This is a genomic window from Pseudomonas farsensis (genome assembly GCF_014268805.2).
Lineage (GTDB): Bacteria > Pseudomonadota > Gammaproteobacteria > Pseudomonadales > Pseudomonadaceae > Aquipseudomonas > Aquipseudomonas farsensis.
In genome coordinates, this window is sequence record NZ_JABWRF020000003.1 from 1 (window position 1) to 17,413 (window position 17,413).

The following is a 17,413-nucleotide window of genomic DNA, read 5'->3' on the forward strand; positions in this document are numbered from 1 at the left end:
TCTATCGTTTCCCACAGGATTGGGTCCAACCAACAATGTTGCGGTTGGGCAGGGCCTGCGATGAGGCTAGGTCAGGGTTGTACAAAACCATAGAACCTCCCACGGCCCGCGGAAGAATTCGCTATGGGCAAACCTGAAACCAAGTATTTCAGAAAGCCCGGTCCTAGGAATTTGCCTACGCCGGTCACAGCCGCTTCCGCGTTGTTGTGCCTTGCCATCAAGGCTAACGTTGCCCGCTCGCCCACCGAGGTGACAGGAGAAGCACCATGACCGATCAGGCCGCCAACGCACCCGCAGCAAAAACCAGCCGCAACTTCTTCACCATCAACCACGACATGTCCGGCGAAGACGCACTGGTGCATGCCATCGAACTGATCCGCGGCATAGAAGACACCATCGATGAATACTGCTGCGCCATGGCCGGCGAGCCCGGCGTGGGCATGCTGGTCAACGCCGCGCACAATGCGCAGATGAGCCGGGCGCTGGCCGAGCATGCCCTTAAACGCGCAGTGCCCGACTAGCTGGCAAAAAGCAGGCTGTCAGTCTTCGAGCAGCGTGCAGGCCATGACCAGTGCATCTTCACGCCCGCCCGCCAGCGGGTAGTAATCGCGGCGCCTGCCGATTTCGTTGAAGCCGTAGCGCTCGTACAACCGGTAGGCCGACTGATTGCTCGCACGCAGCTCCAGAAAGCACTCGCGGCCATTGAGCTGATAGGCCCGCGCCATCAGATGCTCAAGCAGGCGCAGGCCCAGCCCGCGCCCCTGGTTCTCCGGCTTGACGGTGATATTGAGCAGGTGCGCCTCGTCGATGATCACATTGATCACGCCATGGCCCACCTGTTGCTGGCCGTCGAACATCAACCACACTTCATAGGACTTCAGCGCATCGGTGAAGATGCCGCGGGTCCAAGGGTGGCTGAATGCGGCATATTCGATTTTCAGCAGGGCATCGAGGTCCGCCTCGGTTGCCGGGCGGAAACTGATCGAGTCACTCATTCAACGCTCTTCCAGCGCGCCATCAGCTGGCGCATGGCTTTCCAGACGTGCGCTTTACGCTGCGGCTCGTCCATCAACAGTTCAAGGCCCGGCAACGCCCATGCGTCACCGAGCAGGTCGACCTTGAGGGTCTGGTAGTACGCCTCGGCATCGGCCTCGCCGGCAAAGCGCACGGCAGGCAGGCCGATCAGCCACAGGCAGCTGCACGGCGCTTCTTCGACACGGGCGGCAATAAACCCCTGCACGAAGTCGCGTGCAGCGTCCGGGCCTTGGTCCATGTTGCCGCGCACCAGCAGCGGCCAGCGCACCGGCTCGCCGATGATCTGCGGCGCGTCCGGCAGGCCGGCGGCGCGCAGCAGGTCCTTGAGCAACAGGTAGGACGGGTCGCGGCTCTGGAAGGGCTGGCCAGTGGCAAGCTCGACCAGCAGCAGGCAGCTACCGGCGCGCAGCAGTTGCAGCGAAAACCGCGGAGGCGGCACCGGCGCTGGGCGCGAGGGCGCTACCTCAGGCTCGGCTTCGACCGGCTTGGCGGCGACCTTCGGCGCGCTGCCTGGGCGCGGAATTTCGATTTTCGGCCGCTCGCTGCGCGCCTGGGGCGCTGCCGGGGCGGCGCTGGGCGTGGCACTAGGCGCCGCCGGGCGCACCTCGAAATCGGGCTCGTGCAGCGGTGCCACCGGCAACAGCAGTTCTGGGCGCGAGGGCGCGGCGAACGGCAGCTCGGCGCGCGGCAGCCAGTGCACCACTTGCATGGCGGACAGGTAAGCGCGGCGGCGGGACTCGATCAGCAAGGGCGGATTTCCGGGCGGGTGAAGTCAGGCGCGCATTCTAACGTCATTGGCGGTGTGGCGCCGCATCAGATTGTCGGGCCTGTCGCGGTGGTTCGGCGTTCCGACCAGGCCCGCTCCCAGGGCACATGGGCAGCCCAACCAGAAAAAACCCCACAAAGGCTCAGGCATTCCCTCATTGCAGACCAAGGGGTGAAATCCTCCCCCCCGGATGCAGTACAATCGCCGCTTTTATTTGGCAACGAGTCGACCCGCCAATGATCGAACCCAAGCGCGTCCTTCGCGCCCTAGCCGAACACTGGGCCTTGATCGAGCCGCTGTGCGAGCGCTTCGACCAAGGCACCCTGAGCCTGGTCGAACTGCGCCAGCAACTGGCCCGCCAGCAGGTGGAAAGCACCGCGCAGGACATCACCCAACTGCTCGACGTGTGGATCCGCCTGGACATCCTGGTCCCGGTAGCAAAAAGCCCGAACCGTTTCGAACTCAACGCGCAGATCCACGATTTTCTGGCCTACCTGCGCCGCGAGCACCGCCTGGGCCTGTGCCTTGAGATCGAAGCCTACCTGCGCCACCTCGAACGCCTGGCCGGGCATATCCAGGACGCCTTCGACAACCGCGACAGCGACGACCTGGCGCGGCAACTGCGCCTGCTCGACATGCGCGTGCGTGACGTACTCAAAAAGCTCGACAACGACGAGCAGGCGCTGGTGGCCGTGGCCGAGCGGGCCAAGACCAGCAACCGGCAGATCCCCCTGCGCCAGCGCTACGCCGAAGTGCTGGCCACCTGGGACGAGTACGTCGAGCCGATGATCCAGCTGGTCAACGCCGACGGCGCCTTCGAGCAGGGCGTGCGCAAGGTAGAAACCGTGCTGCTGCGCCTGCTGGGCGAGCAGGCGCGGCTGGGGCACCTGGTCGATGACGACATGTTGCTGCGTACCCACGCGCGTATTCTGGAAATGCAGACCAGCGCCCAGCTGACCCTGCGCCACGCCCGCGAACTGCTGCTGCCGCTGCGTGAAGAAGCGCGCCGGCACAACGCCGTGACCCGCGGTGCCGCGCTGGCGTTGTCGGTGATCCGCAAAAAAGGCATCGACGCCGTGCCCCAGGCGGCCATGCCGATGTTCACCCGCCCGCAAAGCACCTTCCTCGGCAGCGCCAGCCAGGTCGAGGCCTACGTCTATGCCCTGGCGCGTTTCGAGCCCAAGCCTGCGCGCTTCCCCAAGGCGCACAAGACCCACAAGGGCCCGGTGCCGCGTGCACCGCGCACGGTCAAGGAAATGCTCGAACGCTGCGCCGATGCCCTGCCGCTGCCCGACCTGATGGTCTGGCTGCTGGAGCAGGAACCCGAAGGCGCCACCGACGAGCTGCTGTACTGGTTCTCGCGCCTGTCGCGCGAAAAACGCTTCAGCCGCCAGCGCCTCGAACGGCAGGAATATGCCACCCGCGAACACCTGGTCAGCCTGCGCTCCTTCGCCCTGACATCCAGCCGCGAACCTACAGCCGCTGCCACCGAATCCACCGCGAGCCCAGCCAATGCATCTTGATCTTTCCGAACTGTCCCAGCTCGCGCCGATCTTCCGCGAACTGTTCAAGGGCTTCCACGTCAGCCGCCGCGACCCTGAAATGTACGCGCAGCTGTCGAACTTCCAGGACCAGTACCGCACGCTGTTCAAGGCCCTCGGTTTCGAGCTGGTCTGCGACACCCGTGGTTTCTACTATTTCGTCCCCGATCAGGCCGCCGCGCAGGTCAACAAGACCGCCCAGCGCCTGTCGCTGTTCACCTTCATCCTGGTCGAGCACCTGGCTGACCAGGGCCGCGACCCGATGGCGGTGCTCGACGGCGGCAGCATTGGCCGCGACGAGCTGCCTTCGCTGCTGGACAAATACCGCGACCTGTTCCTGCAGGCCGAAGTGCAGGCCGTCGACGAGCTCGAGGAAAAGATCCTGCGCCGCATGACCCAGCTGGGCTTCGCCGCCGAAGAAGGCGGCATCTACCGCTTCCTGCCGCCGATGCACCGCTTCCTCGACGTGTGCCTGTCGGTGCAGCAGGACCGCGACCTGGCCGCCACCCTGCACAGCGACCTGCCGCTGCCGGTGCCTGTGCTGGTCGAAGAAGAATCGCCCGAGCAACTCAACCGTACCGACGACCCGCTCGACCTCACCCCGTTCGAGGGTGAAGAAAGCGAAGAGGACGCGCTGGCCCGCGCCATCCGCGAAGAACAGGAGATTGACGCATGAGCCAGGAACGCTACGGCATCCGCCGCTTCGCACTGCTCAACACCGCAGGCTACAGCCTTGGCCTGTTCCCGCTGGAGCACCCGCTGTCGGTCTACGGCGCCAACAACCTGGGTAAATCGGCGTCGATCAACGCGCTGCAGTTCCCGATTCTGGCGCGCATGTCGGACATGAGCTTCGGCAAGTACAGCCTTGAGCAGTCGCGCCGCTTCTATTTCGCCACCGACACCAGCTACATCCTCTGCGAACTCAACCTGCCCCACGGCCCGCACGTGATCGGCGTGGTCGGGCGTGGCCCCGGTGGCGGTTTCGGCCACCAGTTCTTTGCCTACCAGGGCGAGCTGGACCTGGCCCACTACCAGAAAGACGACACCTGCCTGCGCCAGAAGGAGCTGTTCACCAACCTTGAGCGCAACGGGCTGAAAGCCTACGAACTCAAGCCCGACGAACTGCGCCGGCTGCTGGTCGGCGGGCACACTTCGGTGCCGCTCGACCTGACCCTGATCCCGCTGCGTTCGACCAGCGAGCAGAGCCTGAAGACCTTCCGCGCGCTGTTCATCAACCTGCTGCACATGCGTGAAATCACCGCCGCCAAGCTCAAGCAGCTGTTCCTCGATGCCTTCGAGCACAGCCTGCGTTCGGGCAGCGTCGACTATATCGCCGCCTGCGAGGAAGCCTTCCGCGACGTGCGCCGCATGGAGCAGGACTACAACGCCCTGGTCGCCGCCGGCCCGCTGGTCGAGGCCCTGGCCGGTGGCGTGGCGCAGCGCGAGATCCTGCGCGGCAAGCTGCACCGCATCTCGCCGGTGCTCGACAACCTGCTGGGCACCTGGCAGGAATACGGCATGGCGCGCAAGGAAGAGCTGGTGATCCAGGCCGAGCACTACCGCGCCGAACAAGACCGCCTGCAGAACGACCAGCGCGGCGGCACCCAGGAGCTGATGCGCCTGGAGCGCGAGATCACGGGCGTGCAGCGTTGGCTGGGCGAACTGGCCGTGCTCAAGCACCGCTTCGCACTGGTTGAGAACGCCAAGGTACTGGAGCAGCAACTGCTGGCCGCCAAGGACGCCCACGACGAACTGGCCGGCGCCTTGGCGCAATCGCGCCAATTCTCCGCCGAAGACCTCGACGAGCGGGTGCGCGACCTCGAAAAACGCCTGAAGGCGGTCAAGCAGCAACTCGACCACGCCGACAACAACAGCTACGCCCGCCTGCGCGAAGAGTTCTCGCAGCAGGACGTCGACCGCCTGATGCGCCTGTTCAACGGCGCGCTGTTCAGCCTGCCGCTGGGCGAGCGTGGCATCGAGCTGGACGAGAGCGACCTGTGGGTGAAAACCCTCGAAGGCGTGCTGGACCGCTTCAAGGGCGAGCGCTTCGAAGTGCCGGGGCTGTCCATCGACATCTCGCACATCGACCCGCCGGCGCTTCAGGCCCTGGCCGACCGCGCAGCCCTGCGCGACCAGAAAGAACGCCTGGAAAAAGAGCTCAAGCAGCTCAAGACCCAACAGTCGGTCGCCCTCGACCGCACCGCCAGCAAGGCGCAGACCGAAGCCCTGTACCAGCAGGTGCTGGATGCGCAGAAAGCGCTGGAAGACTACCGCCGCAGCGAAACGCTGAGCGCCGAAGAGCCGGAAAAACTCGAACAGCTGGCCCAGCTCGAAGCCGCCCAGGACGAGCTCAAGCGCTCAAGCGATGCGTTCACCGAGCGGGTCCAGCAACTGTCGGCCAAGCTGCAACTGGTCGGCCGCCAGATCGCCGACCTCGAAGCCAAGCAGCGCACCCTCGACGACGCCCTGCGCCGTCGCCAACTGCTGCCGGCAGACCTGCCGTTCGGTACGCCGTTCATGGAGGCGATCGACGATTCCATGGACAACCTGCTGCCCCTGCTCAACGACTACCAGGACAGCTGGCAGGCGCTGCAGCGCGTGGATAACCAGATCGAGGCGCTGTACGCCCAGGTGCGCCTGAAGGGCGTGGCCAAGTTCGACAGCGAAGACGACATGGAGCGGCGCCTGTCGCTGCTGATCAACGCCTACTCGCACCGTACCGAAGAAGCGCTGACCCTGGCCAAGGCGCGCCGTGCGGCGGTGACCGACATTGCCCGGACCTTGCGCAACATCCGCAGCGACTACGACAGCCTTGAACACCAGCTGGCGCTGTTCAACCGCGAGATCAACAAGCGCCAGGTCTCGAACCTGGAGAGCTTCCGCGTGGTGCTGGCACCGAACAAGGAAGCGCTCAAGCACATCGACCAGATCATCCACAGCGCCGGCCAGTACGAAGAAGGCGAGACGCTGTCGGTGTTCGACCTGACGCAAAGCGCCGACCAGGACAACAAGAACGAAGAAGCCAAGGAATACCTGGCGCGGCTGGTGGCGGCCAACCACAACCAGTTGGGTTTGAAGGATTTGTTCGAACTGGCATTCGAGATCACCAAGATCAACAGCCAGCCGGTGATCCATGCCGACATCGACGGCGCCGCGTCCAACGGCACCACCATGACCATCAAGGCGCTGACCAACATGTACCTGTTGCTGCACCTGATGGACCGCGACCTGGCCGGGCGCATTCGCCTGCCGTTCTACCTGGACGAGGCGGCGGACATCGACGAACGCAACCAGGCGGCATTGCTTGAAACCAGCCAGCAATTGGGCTTCGTGCCGATTCTGGCGAGCGTCAAGCCGCAGGTGTCGGCGCGTGTGGCGATTGACCTTGAAGGTGGCAGCGGGCCGAATGGCATCTACATCGACGAGGCGGACTGGAAGTACATCAGCCGGCTGGATGAAGTGAAGGCGATTGTGCGTGAGGATCAGGCCGAAGAACTGGTCTGAGGTAGCAGCAGGGCCGCTTTGCGGCCCATCGCGGCACAAGGCCGCTCCTACAAGGGTTGCGCGCAACGCAAAACATCGCGGGGCAAGCCCGCTCCCACGCCTCTGATTACCGGGGCGTGGGAGCGGGCTTGCTCGGAATGCCGAACCACCGCGATCATTTCGGCTGGGGTATTACTGCGCCCAAGGCACGATCGGAATCGCCGTCACCGCGTTCTGCGGGCTGCCTTCGATCAGGCGGTCGCTGTATACCAGGTACACCAGCGTATTGCGCTTCTTGTCGAGAAAACGCACCACTTGCATGGTCTTGAACACCAGCGAAGTGCGCTCCTTGAACACCTCCTCGCCATCCTTCAAGTCACCCTTGAAGTTGATCGGCCCCACCTGGCGGCAGGCAATCGACGCTTCGGCACGGTCTTCGGCCAACCCCAGCCCACCCTTGAGCCCACCGGTCTTGGCCCGCGACAGGTAGCAAGTCACGCCATCGACCTTGGGGTCATCGAACGCCTCGACCACGATGCGGTCGTTAGGCCCGACAAACTTGAACACAGTGGACACTTGGCCGATTTCCTCGGCACCCGCCAGCATCGGCAGCGCCAGGGCGGCGACGGCGATCAGTTTTTTCAGCACGCTCAACTCCTTCACACCAGTACCAGGTTGTCGCGGTGCACCAGCTCAGGTTCCGCGCTGTAGCCAAGCAGGCTTTCGATGGCATCGGACGGCTGGCCAATGATCTTCTGTGCTTCCAGCGCGCTGTAGTTGGCCAAGCCACGGGCGACTTCAAGGCCGTCCGGGCCGACACACACCACCATCTCGCCACGGCGGAAACTGCCCTGCACGGTCTTTACGCCGACCGGCAGCAAGCTCTTGTTGGCCTGGCGCAGGGCCTGCACGGCACCGGCGTCGAGCACCAGCGTGCCACGGGTTTGCAGATGGCCGGCCAGCCATTGTTTACGGGCGGCGAGCATGCCGCGCTCAGGCGACAGCAACGTGCCCAGGCGCTCGCCGGCCTTGAGGCGGTCGAGCACGCGCTCGATGCGCCCGCCAATAATGATGGTATGGGCACCGGAACGCGCAGCCAGGCGCGCCGCACGCAGCTTGGTCTGCATGCCGCCACGGCCCAGCGCACCGCCAGTGCTGCCGGCAACGCCGTCCAGCGCCGGGTCGTCGGCACGGGCTTCATAGATAAGCTGGGCTTCGGGGTTGTTGCGCGGATCGGCGTCGAACATGCCGTCGCGGTCGGTGAGAATCACCAGCAGGTCAGCTTCGACCAGGTTGGCCACCAGCGCCGCCAGGGTGTCGTTGTCACCAAAGCGGATCTCGTCGGTGACCACGGTGTCGTTCTCGTTGATCACCGGCACCACGCCCAAGTCGACCAGCGTGCGCAGGGTGCTGCGCGCGTTGAGGTAGCGCTTGCGGTCAGAAAGGTCGTCGTGGGTCAGCAGGATTTGCGCGGTGTGCTTGCCGTGCTCGCCGAAGCTCGACTCCCACGCCTGCACCAGGCGCATCTGGCCCAGGGCGGCGGCAGCCTGCAGCTCGTTCATCGCGCTCGGTCGGGTGGTCCAGCCCAGCTGGCTCATGCCAGCGGCCACGGCCCCGGAGGACACCAGCACCAGTTCGACGCCTGCTTCACGCAGGGCCACCATCTGCTCGACCCACACCGCCATCGCGCCACGGTCGAGGCCCTTGCCATCAGCCGTCAGCAGCGCGCTGCCGATCTTCACGACCCAGCGCTTGGCGCCCGTCACCTTGCTTCGCATCTTGTCTTCCAACCTGTGTCGAATCTGTAGATACCGTAGATACAAAAACGCCGCTCCTGGGAGCGGCGATTAGTGTACTGCAACCGATCAGTCGCGCACGTAAATGATTTCCGGGCCGTCTTCGTCGTCCTCGAAATCATCCCAGTCGTCGTCATCGCCGATGTCGTGCACGCTCTTGACGCCGGTACGGCGCAGGGTGCGCGCATCGTCCAGGGCCTGCAGCTGGGCACGGGCTTCGTCTTCGATGCGCTGGTCGAGGTCAGCCAGCTCCGCGGCGTAGGCCGGGTCGTTGGCCAGGCGGTCGGCGCGGTCTTCAAGGTAACGCATCAGGTCACGGCTGAGCTGCTCGGTGCCCTGCTTGGCGATGGCCGAGATCACATAGACCGGGCCTTCCCAGTTCAGGCGCTCGACCACATCCTTGACCCGCTCGTCACGCTCGTCGTCCATCAGCATGTCGGCCTTGTTCAGCACCAGCCAGCGCTCACGGTCGACCAGCGCCGGGCTGAACTGCGCCAGCTCGTTGATGATCACCTCGGCAGCATCGGCCGGGCTGCTGTCATCAAGCGGTGCCAGGTCGACCAGGTGCAACAGCACGCGGGTACGGGCCAGGTGCTTGAGGAAGCGGATACCCAGGCCTGCGCCTTCGGAGGCACCTTCGATCAGGCCGGGGATGTCGGCGATGACGAAGCTCTTCCAGCGGTCGACACTGACCACACCCAGGTTTGGCACCAGGGTGGTGAACGGGTAGTCGGCAACCTTTGGCTTGGCAGCAGAAACCGAACGGATGAACGTGCTCTTGCCGGCATTGGGCAGGCCCAGCAGGCCGACGTCGGCCAGCACTTTCATTTCCATTTTCAGGTCGCGCTGATCACCCGGCTTGCCCGGCGTGGTCTGGCGCGGCGCACGGTTGGTGCTGGACTTGAAACGGGTGTTGCCCAGGCCGTGCCAGCCGCCTTGGGCGACCATCAGCTTCTGGCCCGGGGTGATCAGGTCACCGATGACCTCCTGGGTGGAGGCGTCGATCACGGTGGTACCGACCGGCACGCGCAGGAACAGGTCCTCGCCCTTTTTACCGGTGCAATCGGTGCTGCCACCGTTGGCGCCGCGCTGGGCTTCGTGGTGACGGGTGTAACGGTAATCGACGAGGGTGTTGAGGTTCTCGTCGGCAACCATGTACACCGAGCCGCCGTCACCACCGTCACCGCCGTTGGGGCCACCGTTCTCGATGAATTTTTCGCGGCGGAAGCTCATGCAACCGTTACCGCCATCACCGGCTTTTACCCGGATCGATACTTCGTCTACAAACTTCATTCAAAACCGCCTCTCGCCAAATGACGAGTTGAAAACCAGAAAACATGAGGCTCTTGCAAAAATGAGCGCGGCGGCCCCGTACCATCAGAAACCAACGCCGGCAGCCCAGACAAACAGCTTTGCAAGAGGCTCACCACAAACGAAAAAGCCCCGTCGCGTGACGGGGCTTCTGGAGCGGCGTCGCGATTAAGCGGCGACGATGCTCACGTAACGGCGCATGAACTCGCCTTTCTTCTCGAACTTGATCACGCCTTCGATCTTGGCGAACAGGGTGTGATCCTTGCCCATGCCAACGCCGTAGCCTGCGTGGAATTCGGTGCCGCGCTGACGGACGATGATGTTGCCTGGTTTGACAACCTGGCTGCCATACATCTTCACGCCAAGGCGTTTCGATTCTGAGTCGCGACCGTTACGGGTACTACCACCAGCCTTCTTGTGAGCCATGGTTCAATTCTCCAAATAAATTCAGGGGACCTGGGGGATTAACCCTGGATACCGGTGATTTTGATCTCGGTGAACCACTGGCGGTGGCCCATACGCTTCATGTGGTGCTTACGACGACGGAACTTGATGATGCGGACTTTGTCGTGACGGCCTTGCGAAACGACTTCAGCAACGACTTTAGCGCCGGCGACGACGGGTGCGCCGATGGTGACTTCTTCACCGTTGGCAACCAGCAGAACGCGATCGAAGGTTACGGATTCGCCAGTGGCGACTTCCAGTTTTTCGATCTTGAGGAATTCACCTTCAGCGACTTTGTACTGCTTGCCGCCGGTAACAATTACTGCGTAAGACATGGTATTTCTCCGATAATCCTGCTCACCCAGCGCTTTATATGATGAGTATTGGCTGGCATGGCTGCACGAGGCTGGAACGGCCCGGTGCAATTGCGTAAGGCAGGTGCTGCCCAGGAAGTTAGGGTGCGCGATTGTACGCAACCGGCCAATGCCTTGCAAGTGGCGCCCAAGCACCACCGGCACCGCGCCTTGACACGCCGATACCCGCGACCTAGCATGCCGCGCAACCTTAATGGAGCAGCCGATGCAACCCCAATCCTTCTACCGCGCGGTAGCTGACGATTTCAGCGCCGTCGACGAGATCATCAAGAAGCAGCTGACCTCGCGCGTGCCGCTGGTATCGAAGATCGGCGACTATATCACCTCTGCCGGCGGCAAGCGCCTGCGCCCACTGCTGGTGCTGCTGTGCGGCAAGGCCCTGGGCCGCGAAGGCGACGACCTGCGTCTGCTGGCAGCGACCATCGAGTTCCTGCACACCGCCACCTTGCTGCACGACGATGTGGTCGACATGTCCGGCATGCGCCGTGGCCGCTCCACCGCCAACGCACTGTGGGGCAACGCCCCAAGCGTGCTGGTGGGCGACTTCCTTTATTCGCGCTCGTTCGAAATGATGGTCGAGCTGGGCTCGATGGCGGTCATGCAGATCCTTTCCAAGGCCACCCGGGTGATCGCCGAGGGCGAAGTGCTGCAGCTGTCGCGGGTACGCGACGCCAGCACCAGCGAAGAGGTCTACATGGAGGTCATCCGCGGCAAGACCGCCATGCTCTTCGAGGCTTCGACCCACAGCGCGGCAGCGCTGGCCGGCGCCAACGAGCAACAGCGCGAGGCGCTGCGCACCTTCGGCGACCACCTGGGCGTTGCATTCCAGCTGGTCGACGACCTGCTCGACTACAAGGGCGACTCCGAAACCCTGGGCAAGAACGTCGGTGACGACCTGGCCGAGGGCAAGCCGACCTTGCCGCTGATCTACACCATGCGCGAAGGCACACCGGAACAAGCCGCGCTGGTTCGCCAGGCCATCCAGAAAGGCGGCCTGGAAGACCTCGAGCAAATCCGCATTGCCGTCGAAGCCTCGGGGGCGCTGGACTACACCGCCAAAATGGCCCGCGACTACGTCGCCCGCGCCATCCAGTGCCTTGAAGTACTGCCGGCCAGCGAGTACCGGGATGCCCTGGTAGAGCTCAGCGAGTTCGCGGTCGCCCGTACCCACTGATTCCTCGCGTCACCCTCATCGCGGTGGTTCGCCGCTCCGAGCAAGCCCCCCCACTAGCCCCAGGGCATTTGTGGCGGCGGGCTTGCCTGGAGTGGCGAACCACCGCGACGCATTTGTGCATCCCGACACTAAACCCTATACAATGTGCGCCTTTATTGACCTGTCCCCTTAAGGAAGCGAAGTGAGCACTCTGCCGCACTGCCCCAAATGCAACTCCCAATTCACCTACGAAGACGGCACCCAGCTGGTTTGCCCGGAATGCGCCCACGAGTGGTCGGCCGCAGGCGATGCGCAGGACGCCAGTGACGACGTGGTGAAAAAGGATTCGGTGGGCAACGTGCTGCAGGACGGCGACACCGTCACCGTGATCAAGGACCTGAAGGTCAAGGGCTCGTCGCTGGTGGTCAAGGTCGGCACCAAGGTCAAGAACATCCGCCTGTGCGACGGCGACCACGACATCGACTGCAAGATCGATGGCATCGGCGCCATGAAGCTCAAGTCCGAGTTCGTGCGCAAGGTCTGACGCCCGTCTGGGGCTGCCGTCCGCGCAGCCCCGACAGACCCTGCAACAGGGTCGCCTGTACCATTCGGAAGAATTCTTCCAATAGTCACTTGCTATTTTGATAATAAGAATTATTCTCATTGGAATTGATATCCAAGGAGAACAGCCATGACCTACCTGATCGACGCCTGGCTTGATCGCCCCCACCCTTACCTGCGCATCCTGCATCGCGAAACTGGCGAAGTGTGCGCCGTGCTCGAAAAAGACGCGCTTGATGAGCTGCGTGACCAGGGCGACCTGGACATGACCGGTTTGAATTCGAGTGAGCCTTCGGTGCTCAAGGAGCTGGTGAGGAACCTGTTTCTGTTCTGCTATGCGCGGGCATTGCGCCCTGGGGGTACCGATTGGAACTGAACAGCATCGCAGGGTAGGCTCGCTGCCAGCAGGTCGCAAACAACCGGTGGCAACGGGCCCGCCCCGCGATCAGGCATTACAGAACGTCGAGCAGCTCGACGTCGAACACCAGGACGCTGTGCGGCGGGATGCTGCCAACGCCTTGAGCGCCGTAGGCCAGCTCGCTCGGCACGTACAGGCGCCATTTGCTGCCAGCGTTCATCAGTTGCAGGGCTTCGGTCCAGCCTGGGATCACGCCACCGACCGGGAATTCAGCCGGCTGACCACGCTCGTAGGAGCTGTCGAACACGGTGCCGTCGATCAGGGTGCCGTGGTAGTGGGTGCGCACGTTGTCTTCGCGCGATGGCTTGGCGCCGTCGCCTGCGGTCAGCACTTCGAACTGCAGGCCCGAGGCCAGGGTGGTGATGCCGTCACGCTTGGCGTTTTCAGCCAAAAATTCCTTGCCGGCACCCGCAGCAGCTTCGGCCTTGGCAGCGGCTTCGGCTTGCATGATGTCGCGGATGACTTTGAAGCTGGCCGACAGGTCTTCTTCGCTGACGCGGCTATCGGCGCCGTTGAAGGCGTCGGTCAGGCCGGCAACGATGGCTTGCAGGTTGACGCCCGGTGGCGGGTTGTCACGCAGCTGGCCACCCAGCTGGCGGCCGATGCCGTAGCTGACGCGGGATTCGTCGGTAGTCAGGTTGAGTTCGGACATTTCGCACTCCGCAGTAGGGCGAACGCAAAGCCGCCCTATTAGAAAAAGGGCATGAAGCCTAGCACACAGCGGTGCCGTGAATCAGCTTCAGCGCCAGAGATTGGATCAAGCAGCGCCGTGCTTGGAGATCTTGTCCAGGTAACCCATTACAAATGCCGAGATCACGAACGTCATGTGGATGATCACGTACCACATCAGGTAATCGGTGGAGATGTTCTGCGCATCCATGAATACGCGCAGCAGGTGGATCGAGGAAATCGCCACGATGGACGCGGCCACTTTCATCTTCAGCGAAGACGAATCCATCTTGCCCAGCCAGCTGAGCTTTTCCTTGTGTTCATCGATGTCGAGCTGCGAGACGAAGTTCTCGTAGCCGGAGAACATCACCATGACCAGCAGGCCGCCGACCAGCGACATGTCGATGAGCGACAGGATCACCAGCACCAGGTCCGCCTCGCTGAGGGCGAAGACGTTGGGCAGCACATGGAAGATTTCCTGAAAGAACTTCAGGGCCAATGCCAGCAGGCCGAGCGACAGGCCAAAGTAGATCGGGGCGAGCAGCCAGCGTGAGGCATACATCGCGTTTTCGAGAAGACGTTCCATGGACAGGGGGGCTCGATAAGTGGCTGAAAAATCGAGCGCGAGTATAGCCAGCCGCCTGTTACAGCAAAAGCCTGTGGTGGCTGTTAGGGGTGCAGAACGCCGCCTTACTGGCAGGTTCACAGTGGACCCTGTAGGAGCGGCCTTGTGTCGCGAAGGGCTGCGCAGCAGCCCCAGGATCTGCGCATCATGCTTTATTGCCGGGGCTGCTGCGCAGCCGTTCGCGACACAAGGCCGCTCCTACACCAGGTCGCGTGGCTGCCGTGGAGGCCCTCAGGTTTCGGGGTGAAATTGGTAGTCGCCCAGGTGACGGCAGCGCTCGCCGTTGATGCGCCGTAGCTGCGCCTGCAGGTGCAAGCACCAGATCTGCGGGTCTTGCGCCACTTGGTAGCCATGCAAGGTCAAGCTGTCGACGATGGCGTTCATCACCGACTCGGCCACCATCGGGCCATGGAATGGCCCCTGCGCCTTGATGGCCGAAGGTTGCTCACCGGCCATGCCGGCCGCGAACAGCAGCGTCCACATACCGTTGTCACCGGCAAGCGGGCGGATACTGCATTCAATACGTGTCACCAGGCCCAGGCACTGGCGAGTAAGGCTGAGGTTGCGCATGACCGCGTCCCCTCCATAAAGCCCTGTTCAGCCCGAACCGCTCCGGGCTGTTTCCATCCTGAACCCTGATGCTGTCCCTTGGTTCAACTCTAGCCGATGGGTGGAGAAAGTTAGAAAACCGGCGCCGAACGGTAGCAATGTGCCTCCAGCGCCGGTTTATTGACTTACGCCGGTTTGGCCTGGGCGACCATCTCCTCAAGCCGCTCTTTCTCGGCTTCCTTGATCTCTTCCTCGCTGATCATTTCGGAAATTTCCCGCAAGCGCTCAACCACGCGGGCGTTGACGCTGCCCTCGGCGAACTCGCCCTTGTCGTCCAGCGCGCCGGCCTCCTCGCCCACTAACAGGCTCAGCGCCTCGTCGGCCTGGCTCACCGCATACACATGGAAGCGCCCGGCCTCTACAGCCTGTAGTACACGCTCATCGAGCATCAGGGTGGCCACGTTGGCGCGCGGGATGATCACCCCTTGCTCGCCCGTCAGGCCGCGGGCCTCGCAGAGGCGGAAGAAGCCTTCGATCTTCTCGTTGACCCCGCCGACCGCCTGCACTTCACCAAACTGGTTGATCGAGCCGGTGATGGCAAAGCACTGCTTGAGCGGGGTGCGTGACAGCGCCGAGATCAAGGTGCAGGCCTCGCCCAGCGAGGCACTGTCGCCATCGACGTAGCCGTAGGACTGCTCCAGGGCGATGCTGGCCGAAATCGCCAGGGGGAATTCCTGGGCGTAACGGCTGCCCAGGTAACCGGTCAGAATCATCACCCCCTTGGAGTGAATCGGCTGGCCCAGGTTGACCTCCCGCTCGATATCGACAATGCCGCTGCCGCCCGGGTAGACCGTGGCCGAAATCCGCGCCGGCATGCCGAACGCCGAATCGCCCACTTCCAGCACGGTCAGGCCGTTGCACTTGCCGATGGCCGCGCCCTCGGTGTCGATCAGAATGATCCCGGCCAGCATGTCGTCGAGCACTCGCTGCGAGACACGGCCAGTGCGCGTGGCCTTGGCCTTGAGCGCCCGCTCGATGTGCCCGGCGTCAGTCATTGCCTCGTTGGCCAGTTGGCGGATGAAATCGGCCTCGCTGACCAACTGGAACAGGTCGCCGATACGCGCCGACAGGCGCGACTGGTTCTCTGCCAGGCGGGCGCTGTAGGTGGCCAGGCGCGCCACTGCGTCACTGGTCAACGGCGCCATGCCCTCTTCGTTGGTGCGGGTGCGCAATAGCTGGGCGAACTGCTCAAGGTTCTCATCGACCATGGGCATGTCTTCGTCAAAATCGACCAACACCCGGAACATCTCCTGGAAGTCCGAATCGTGGTCTTGCAGCGCGTAGTAGAGCTGGCGCGAGCCAATGATGACTAGCTTGACGCTGAGCGGGATCACCTGCGGGGTGAGGCTCACGGTGGCGACCCGGCCCAGCTCGCCCAGCGGCGACTCCATTTTCAGCTTGCGCGACTGCAGGGCGCGCTTGAGCGCATCCCAGACGAACGGCTCGCCGAGCATCTTTTCTGCTTCCAGGATCAGGAAGCCGCCATTGGCGCGGTGCAAGGCGCCGGGGCGCAACTGGCGGTAGCAGGTGTACAGCGCGCCTTGGTCGGTGCTGTATTCGATACGGCCAAACAGGTTGTCGTAGGTAGGGTGCGGCTCGAACACCACGGGTGCGCCGCCATTGCCGGGGTGGCCGACCACAAGGCTTGGCGCATATTGCTCCTCGAGCATCTTGCGGGCCACGGCGTCGGTCTTGCTGTCTTCGACCAGTTGCTCGACCACGGTGCGCAGCAGGTTGAGCTGAACTGACTGCAGATAGGCGCAAACAGCGGCGTTTTCGGCGTATTTTTCCGATAATGGCGCCAGCAGCGGCTGTAGCGCCAAGGTGATGGTCTCTTCGTTCAACTGGCGCAGCTGGTTGTTCGACTCACGCTTCCACTGCGGCAGGCTGGAAAGCTCGTCGTTGAGGCGCTCCTCGAGCTCGGAAATGTCCTCGTGGAAGCGCTCGCGCAGTTCCTCAGGCAACTGCGCAAACTCGGCCTCATCCAGCGCCTTGCCGTCAGCCATGGGGGTGAAGGCGACGTTGCTGCTGTCGCGGTACAGGGCCACGTCCTTTTCCAGCGAAGCGCGTTCGATGACGTCCAGGGCGCGGTCATAGCGCTGGTTGAAGGCGCGGTCGATGGCGCCTTTTTTCTGCTGGTAGGACGGGTGCTCGAACACCGCCGGGAAGGTTGCCAGCAGGTTGTCGATCAGCCCGTTCATGTCGCTGATGAATTCGTTGGCGGTGCCCGAAGGCAGCTCCAGCGCCCGCGGCTCGCGGGATTCTTCGAAATTGTTGACGTACAGCCAGTCTGGCGGGGTGGCCTGGCGCTTGCCTTCGGCCTTCAGGTAGCGCTTTACGAACGAGAAGCGGCCCGTGCCGGGCTCGCCCATGACATACACGTTGTAACCAGGGCGCGGCATGGCCACCCCGAATTGCAGGGCCTCAACGGCACGCTCCTGGCCCAGCACACCACGAAACGGCTCCAGATCGTCGGTATTGGAGAAGGCAAACTGTTCAGCGCAGAAACGCCGGGTCAGGGCTTCGGGCGCAAGACGCAGGCGCGAGGCGACAGGATCGGGCATGGGGTTTCCTTACTTCGGCGGGGCGGATGCAGGCATTCTGGCGCCGCCAGCGCGCAGCTTGCAA

18 protein-coding genes are annotated in these 17,413 nt (G+C 63.3%); 7 read left to right on the forward strand and 11 right to left on the reverse strand.

Going from position 1 to position 17,413, the window contains the following annotated elements; translation table 11 throughout:
* The first annotated feature begins 266 nt into the window (after positions 1–266).
* Positions 267–521 (forward strand): hypothetical protein, encoded by a 255-nt coding sequence (locus HU719_RS16245; protein WP_186537146.1) that lies wholly within the window; start codon positions 267–269, stop codon positions 519–521.
* 18 nt (positions 522–539) lie between these two features.
* On the opposite strand, the gene rimI is transcribed toward HU719_RS16245, so the two are convergent.
* Both rimI and HU719_RS16255 read right to left on the reverse strand, forming a co-directional pair.
* Positions 540–995 carry a ribosomal protein S18-alanine N-acetyltransferase gene (gene rimI / locus HU719_RS16250; RefSeq protein ID WP_186519234.1) on the reverse strand — a complete coding sequence of 152 codons (456 nt, stop codon included), beginning with the start codon at positions 993–995 and terminating at the stop codon, positions 540–542.
* Positions 992–1,783 (reverse strand): energy transducer TonB, encoded by a 792-nt coding sequence (locus HU719_RS16255; protein ID WP_186519236.1) that lies wholly within the window; start codon positions 1,781–1,783, stop codon positions 992–994. Before HU719_RS16255 ends, rimI begins: the two co-directional genes overlap by 4 nt.
* Positions 1,784–2,037: 254 nt before the next feature.
* Between HU719_RS16255 and mksB the strand changes: the two genes are divergently transcribed.
* From mksB to mksF, 3 genes are read left to right on the forward strand one after another with little or no spacing between them, the layout of a single operon-like run.
* Positions 2,038–3,324, forward strand: a complete 1,287-nt coding sequence (gene mksB, locus HU719_RS16260) for an Mks condensin complex protein MksB (protein ID WP_186537145.1) — start codon at positions 2,038–2,040, stop codon at positions 3,322–3,324.
* Positions 3,314–4,018, forward strand: coding sequence for an Mks condensin complex protein MksE (gene mksE / locus HU719_RS16265; RefSeq protein ID WP_186519240.1), 705 nt, complete (start codon positions 3,314–3,316; stop codon positions 4,016–4,018). Before mksB ends, mksE begins: the two co-directional genes overlap by 11 nt.
* Positions 4,015–6,846, forward strand: a complete 2,832-nt coding sequence (mksF, locus tag HU719_RS16270; protein ID WP_186519242.1) for an Mks condensin complex protein MksF — start codon at positions 4,015–4,017, stop codon at positions 6,844–6,846. Before mksE ends, mksF begins: the two co-directional genes overlap by 4 nt.
* A 171-nt stretch (positions 6,847–7,017) precedes the next feature.
* On the opposite strand, the gene HU719_RS16275 is transcribed toward mksF, so the two are convergent.
* The 5 genes from HU719_RS16275 to rplU all read right to left on the reverse strand — a co-directional run bounded on the left by HU719_RS16275 (position 7,018) and on the right by rplU (position 10,711).
* The gene (locus HU719_RS16275) at positions 7,018–7,431 is read right to left on the reverse strand and encodes a CreA family protein (protein WP_186519340.1); all 414 of its coding nucleotides are present in this window, start codon (positions 7,429–7,431) and stop codon (positions 7,018–7,020) included.
* A 53-nt stretch (positions 7,432–7,484) separates the two neighbouring features.
* A complete protein-coding gene (gene proB / locus HU719_RS16280; RefSeq protein WP_186519244.1) occupies positions 7,485–8,603 on the reverse strand; it encodes a glutamate 5-kinase in 1,119 nt (372 codons plus the stop codon).
* A gap of 87 nt (positions 8,604–8,690) precedes the next feature.
* Positions 8,691–9,914 carry an Obg family GTPase CgtA gene (gene cgtA / locus HU719_RS16285; RefSeq protein WP_186519246.1) on the reverse strand — a complete coding sequence of 408 codons (1,224 nt, stop codon included), beginning with the start codon at positions 9,912–9,914 and terminating at the stop codon, positions 8,691–8,693.
* A 186-nt stretch (positions 9,915–10,100) separates the two neighbouring features.
* Positions 10,101–10,358 carry a 50S ribosomal protein L27 gene (gene rpmA, locus HU719_RS16290; RefSeq protein WP_186519248.1) on the reverse strand — a complete coding sequence of 86 codons (258 nt, stop codon included), beginning with the start codon at positions 10,356–10,358 and terminating at the stop codon, positions 10,101–10,103.
* A 38-nt stretch (positions 10,359–10,396) separates the two neighbouring features.
* Entirely contained in the window at positions 10,397–10,711 is a 315-nt protein-coding gene (gene rplU, locus HU719_RS16295; protein WP_186519250.1) for a 50S ribosomal protein L21, read from the reverse strand.
* A gap of 244 nt (positions 10,712–10,955) precedes the next feature.
* Between rplU and HU719_RS16300 the strand changes: the two genes are divergently transcribed.
* From HU719_RS16300 to HU719_RS16310, 3 genes are all read left to right on the forward strand, one after another.
* The gene (locus HU719_RS16300; RefSeq protein WP_186519252.1) at positions 10,956–11,924 is read left to right on the forward strand and encodes a polyprenyl synthetase family protein; all 969 of its coding nucleotides are present in this window, start codon (positions 10,956–10,958) and stop codon (positions 11,922–11,924) included.
* A gap of 181 nt (positions 11,925–12,105) precedes the next feature.
* The gene (locus tag HU719_RS16305; RefSeq protein WP_186519254.1) at positions 12,106–12,447 is read left to right on the forward strand and encodes a zinc ribbon domain-containing protein YjdM; all 342 of its coding nucleotides are present in this window, start codon (positions 12,106–12,108) and stop codon (positions 12,445–12,447) included.
* Positions 12,448–12,594: 147 nt separating this feature from the next.
* Positions 12,595–12,840 (forward strand): PA4570 family protein, encoded by a 246-nt coding sequence (locus HU719_RS16310; RefSeq protein WP_186519256.1) that lies wholly within the window; start codon positions 12,595–12,597, stop codon positions 12,838–12,840.
* A gap of 76 nt (positions 12,841–12,916) precedes the next feature.
* Here the strand turns inward: HU719_RS16310 and bamJ are convergent, their stop codons facing one another.
* The 4 genes from bamJ to HU719_RS16330 all read right to left on the reverse strand — a co-directional run bounded on the left by bamJ (position 12,917) and on the right by HU719_RS16330 (position 17,349).
* On the reverse strand, positions 12,917–13,534 hold the full coding sequence (gene bamJ, locus HU719_RS16315) for a BamJ family beta-barrel-assembly machinery protein (RefSeq protein WP_186519258.1): 618 nt from the start codon (positions 13,532–13,534) through the stop codon (positions 12,917–12,919).
* A 105-nt stretch (positions 13,535–13,639) separates the two neighbouring features.
* A complete protein-coding gene (locus tag HU719_RS16320) occupies positions 13,640–14,137 on the reverse strand; it encodes a TIGR00645 family protein (RefSeq protein ID WP_186537144.1) in 498 nt (165 codons plus the stop codon).
* A gap of 270 nt (positions 14,138–14,407) precedes the next feature.
* Positions 14,408–14,746 carry a PA4575 family protein gene (locus tag HU719_RS16325; RefSeq protein ID WP_186519261.1) on the reverse strand — a complete coding sequence of 113 codons (339 nt, stop codon included), beginning with the start codon at positions 14,744–14,746 and terminating at the stop codon, positions 14,408–14,410.
* A gap of 164 nt (positions 14,747–14,910) precedes the next feature.
* Complete coding sequence (locus HU719_RS16330; RefSeq protein WP_186519263.1) at positions 14,911–17,349, reverse strand: Lon protease family protein; 2,439 nt, start codon at positions 17,347–17,349, stop codon at positions 14,911–14,913.
* Between the last annotated feature and the right edge of the window lie 64 nt (positions 17,350–17,413).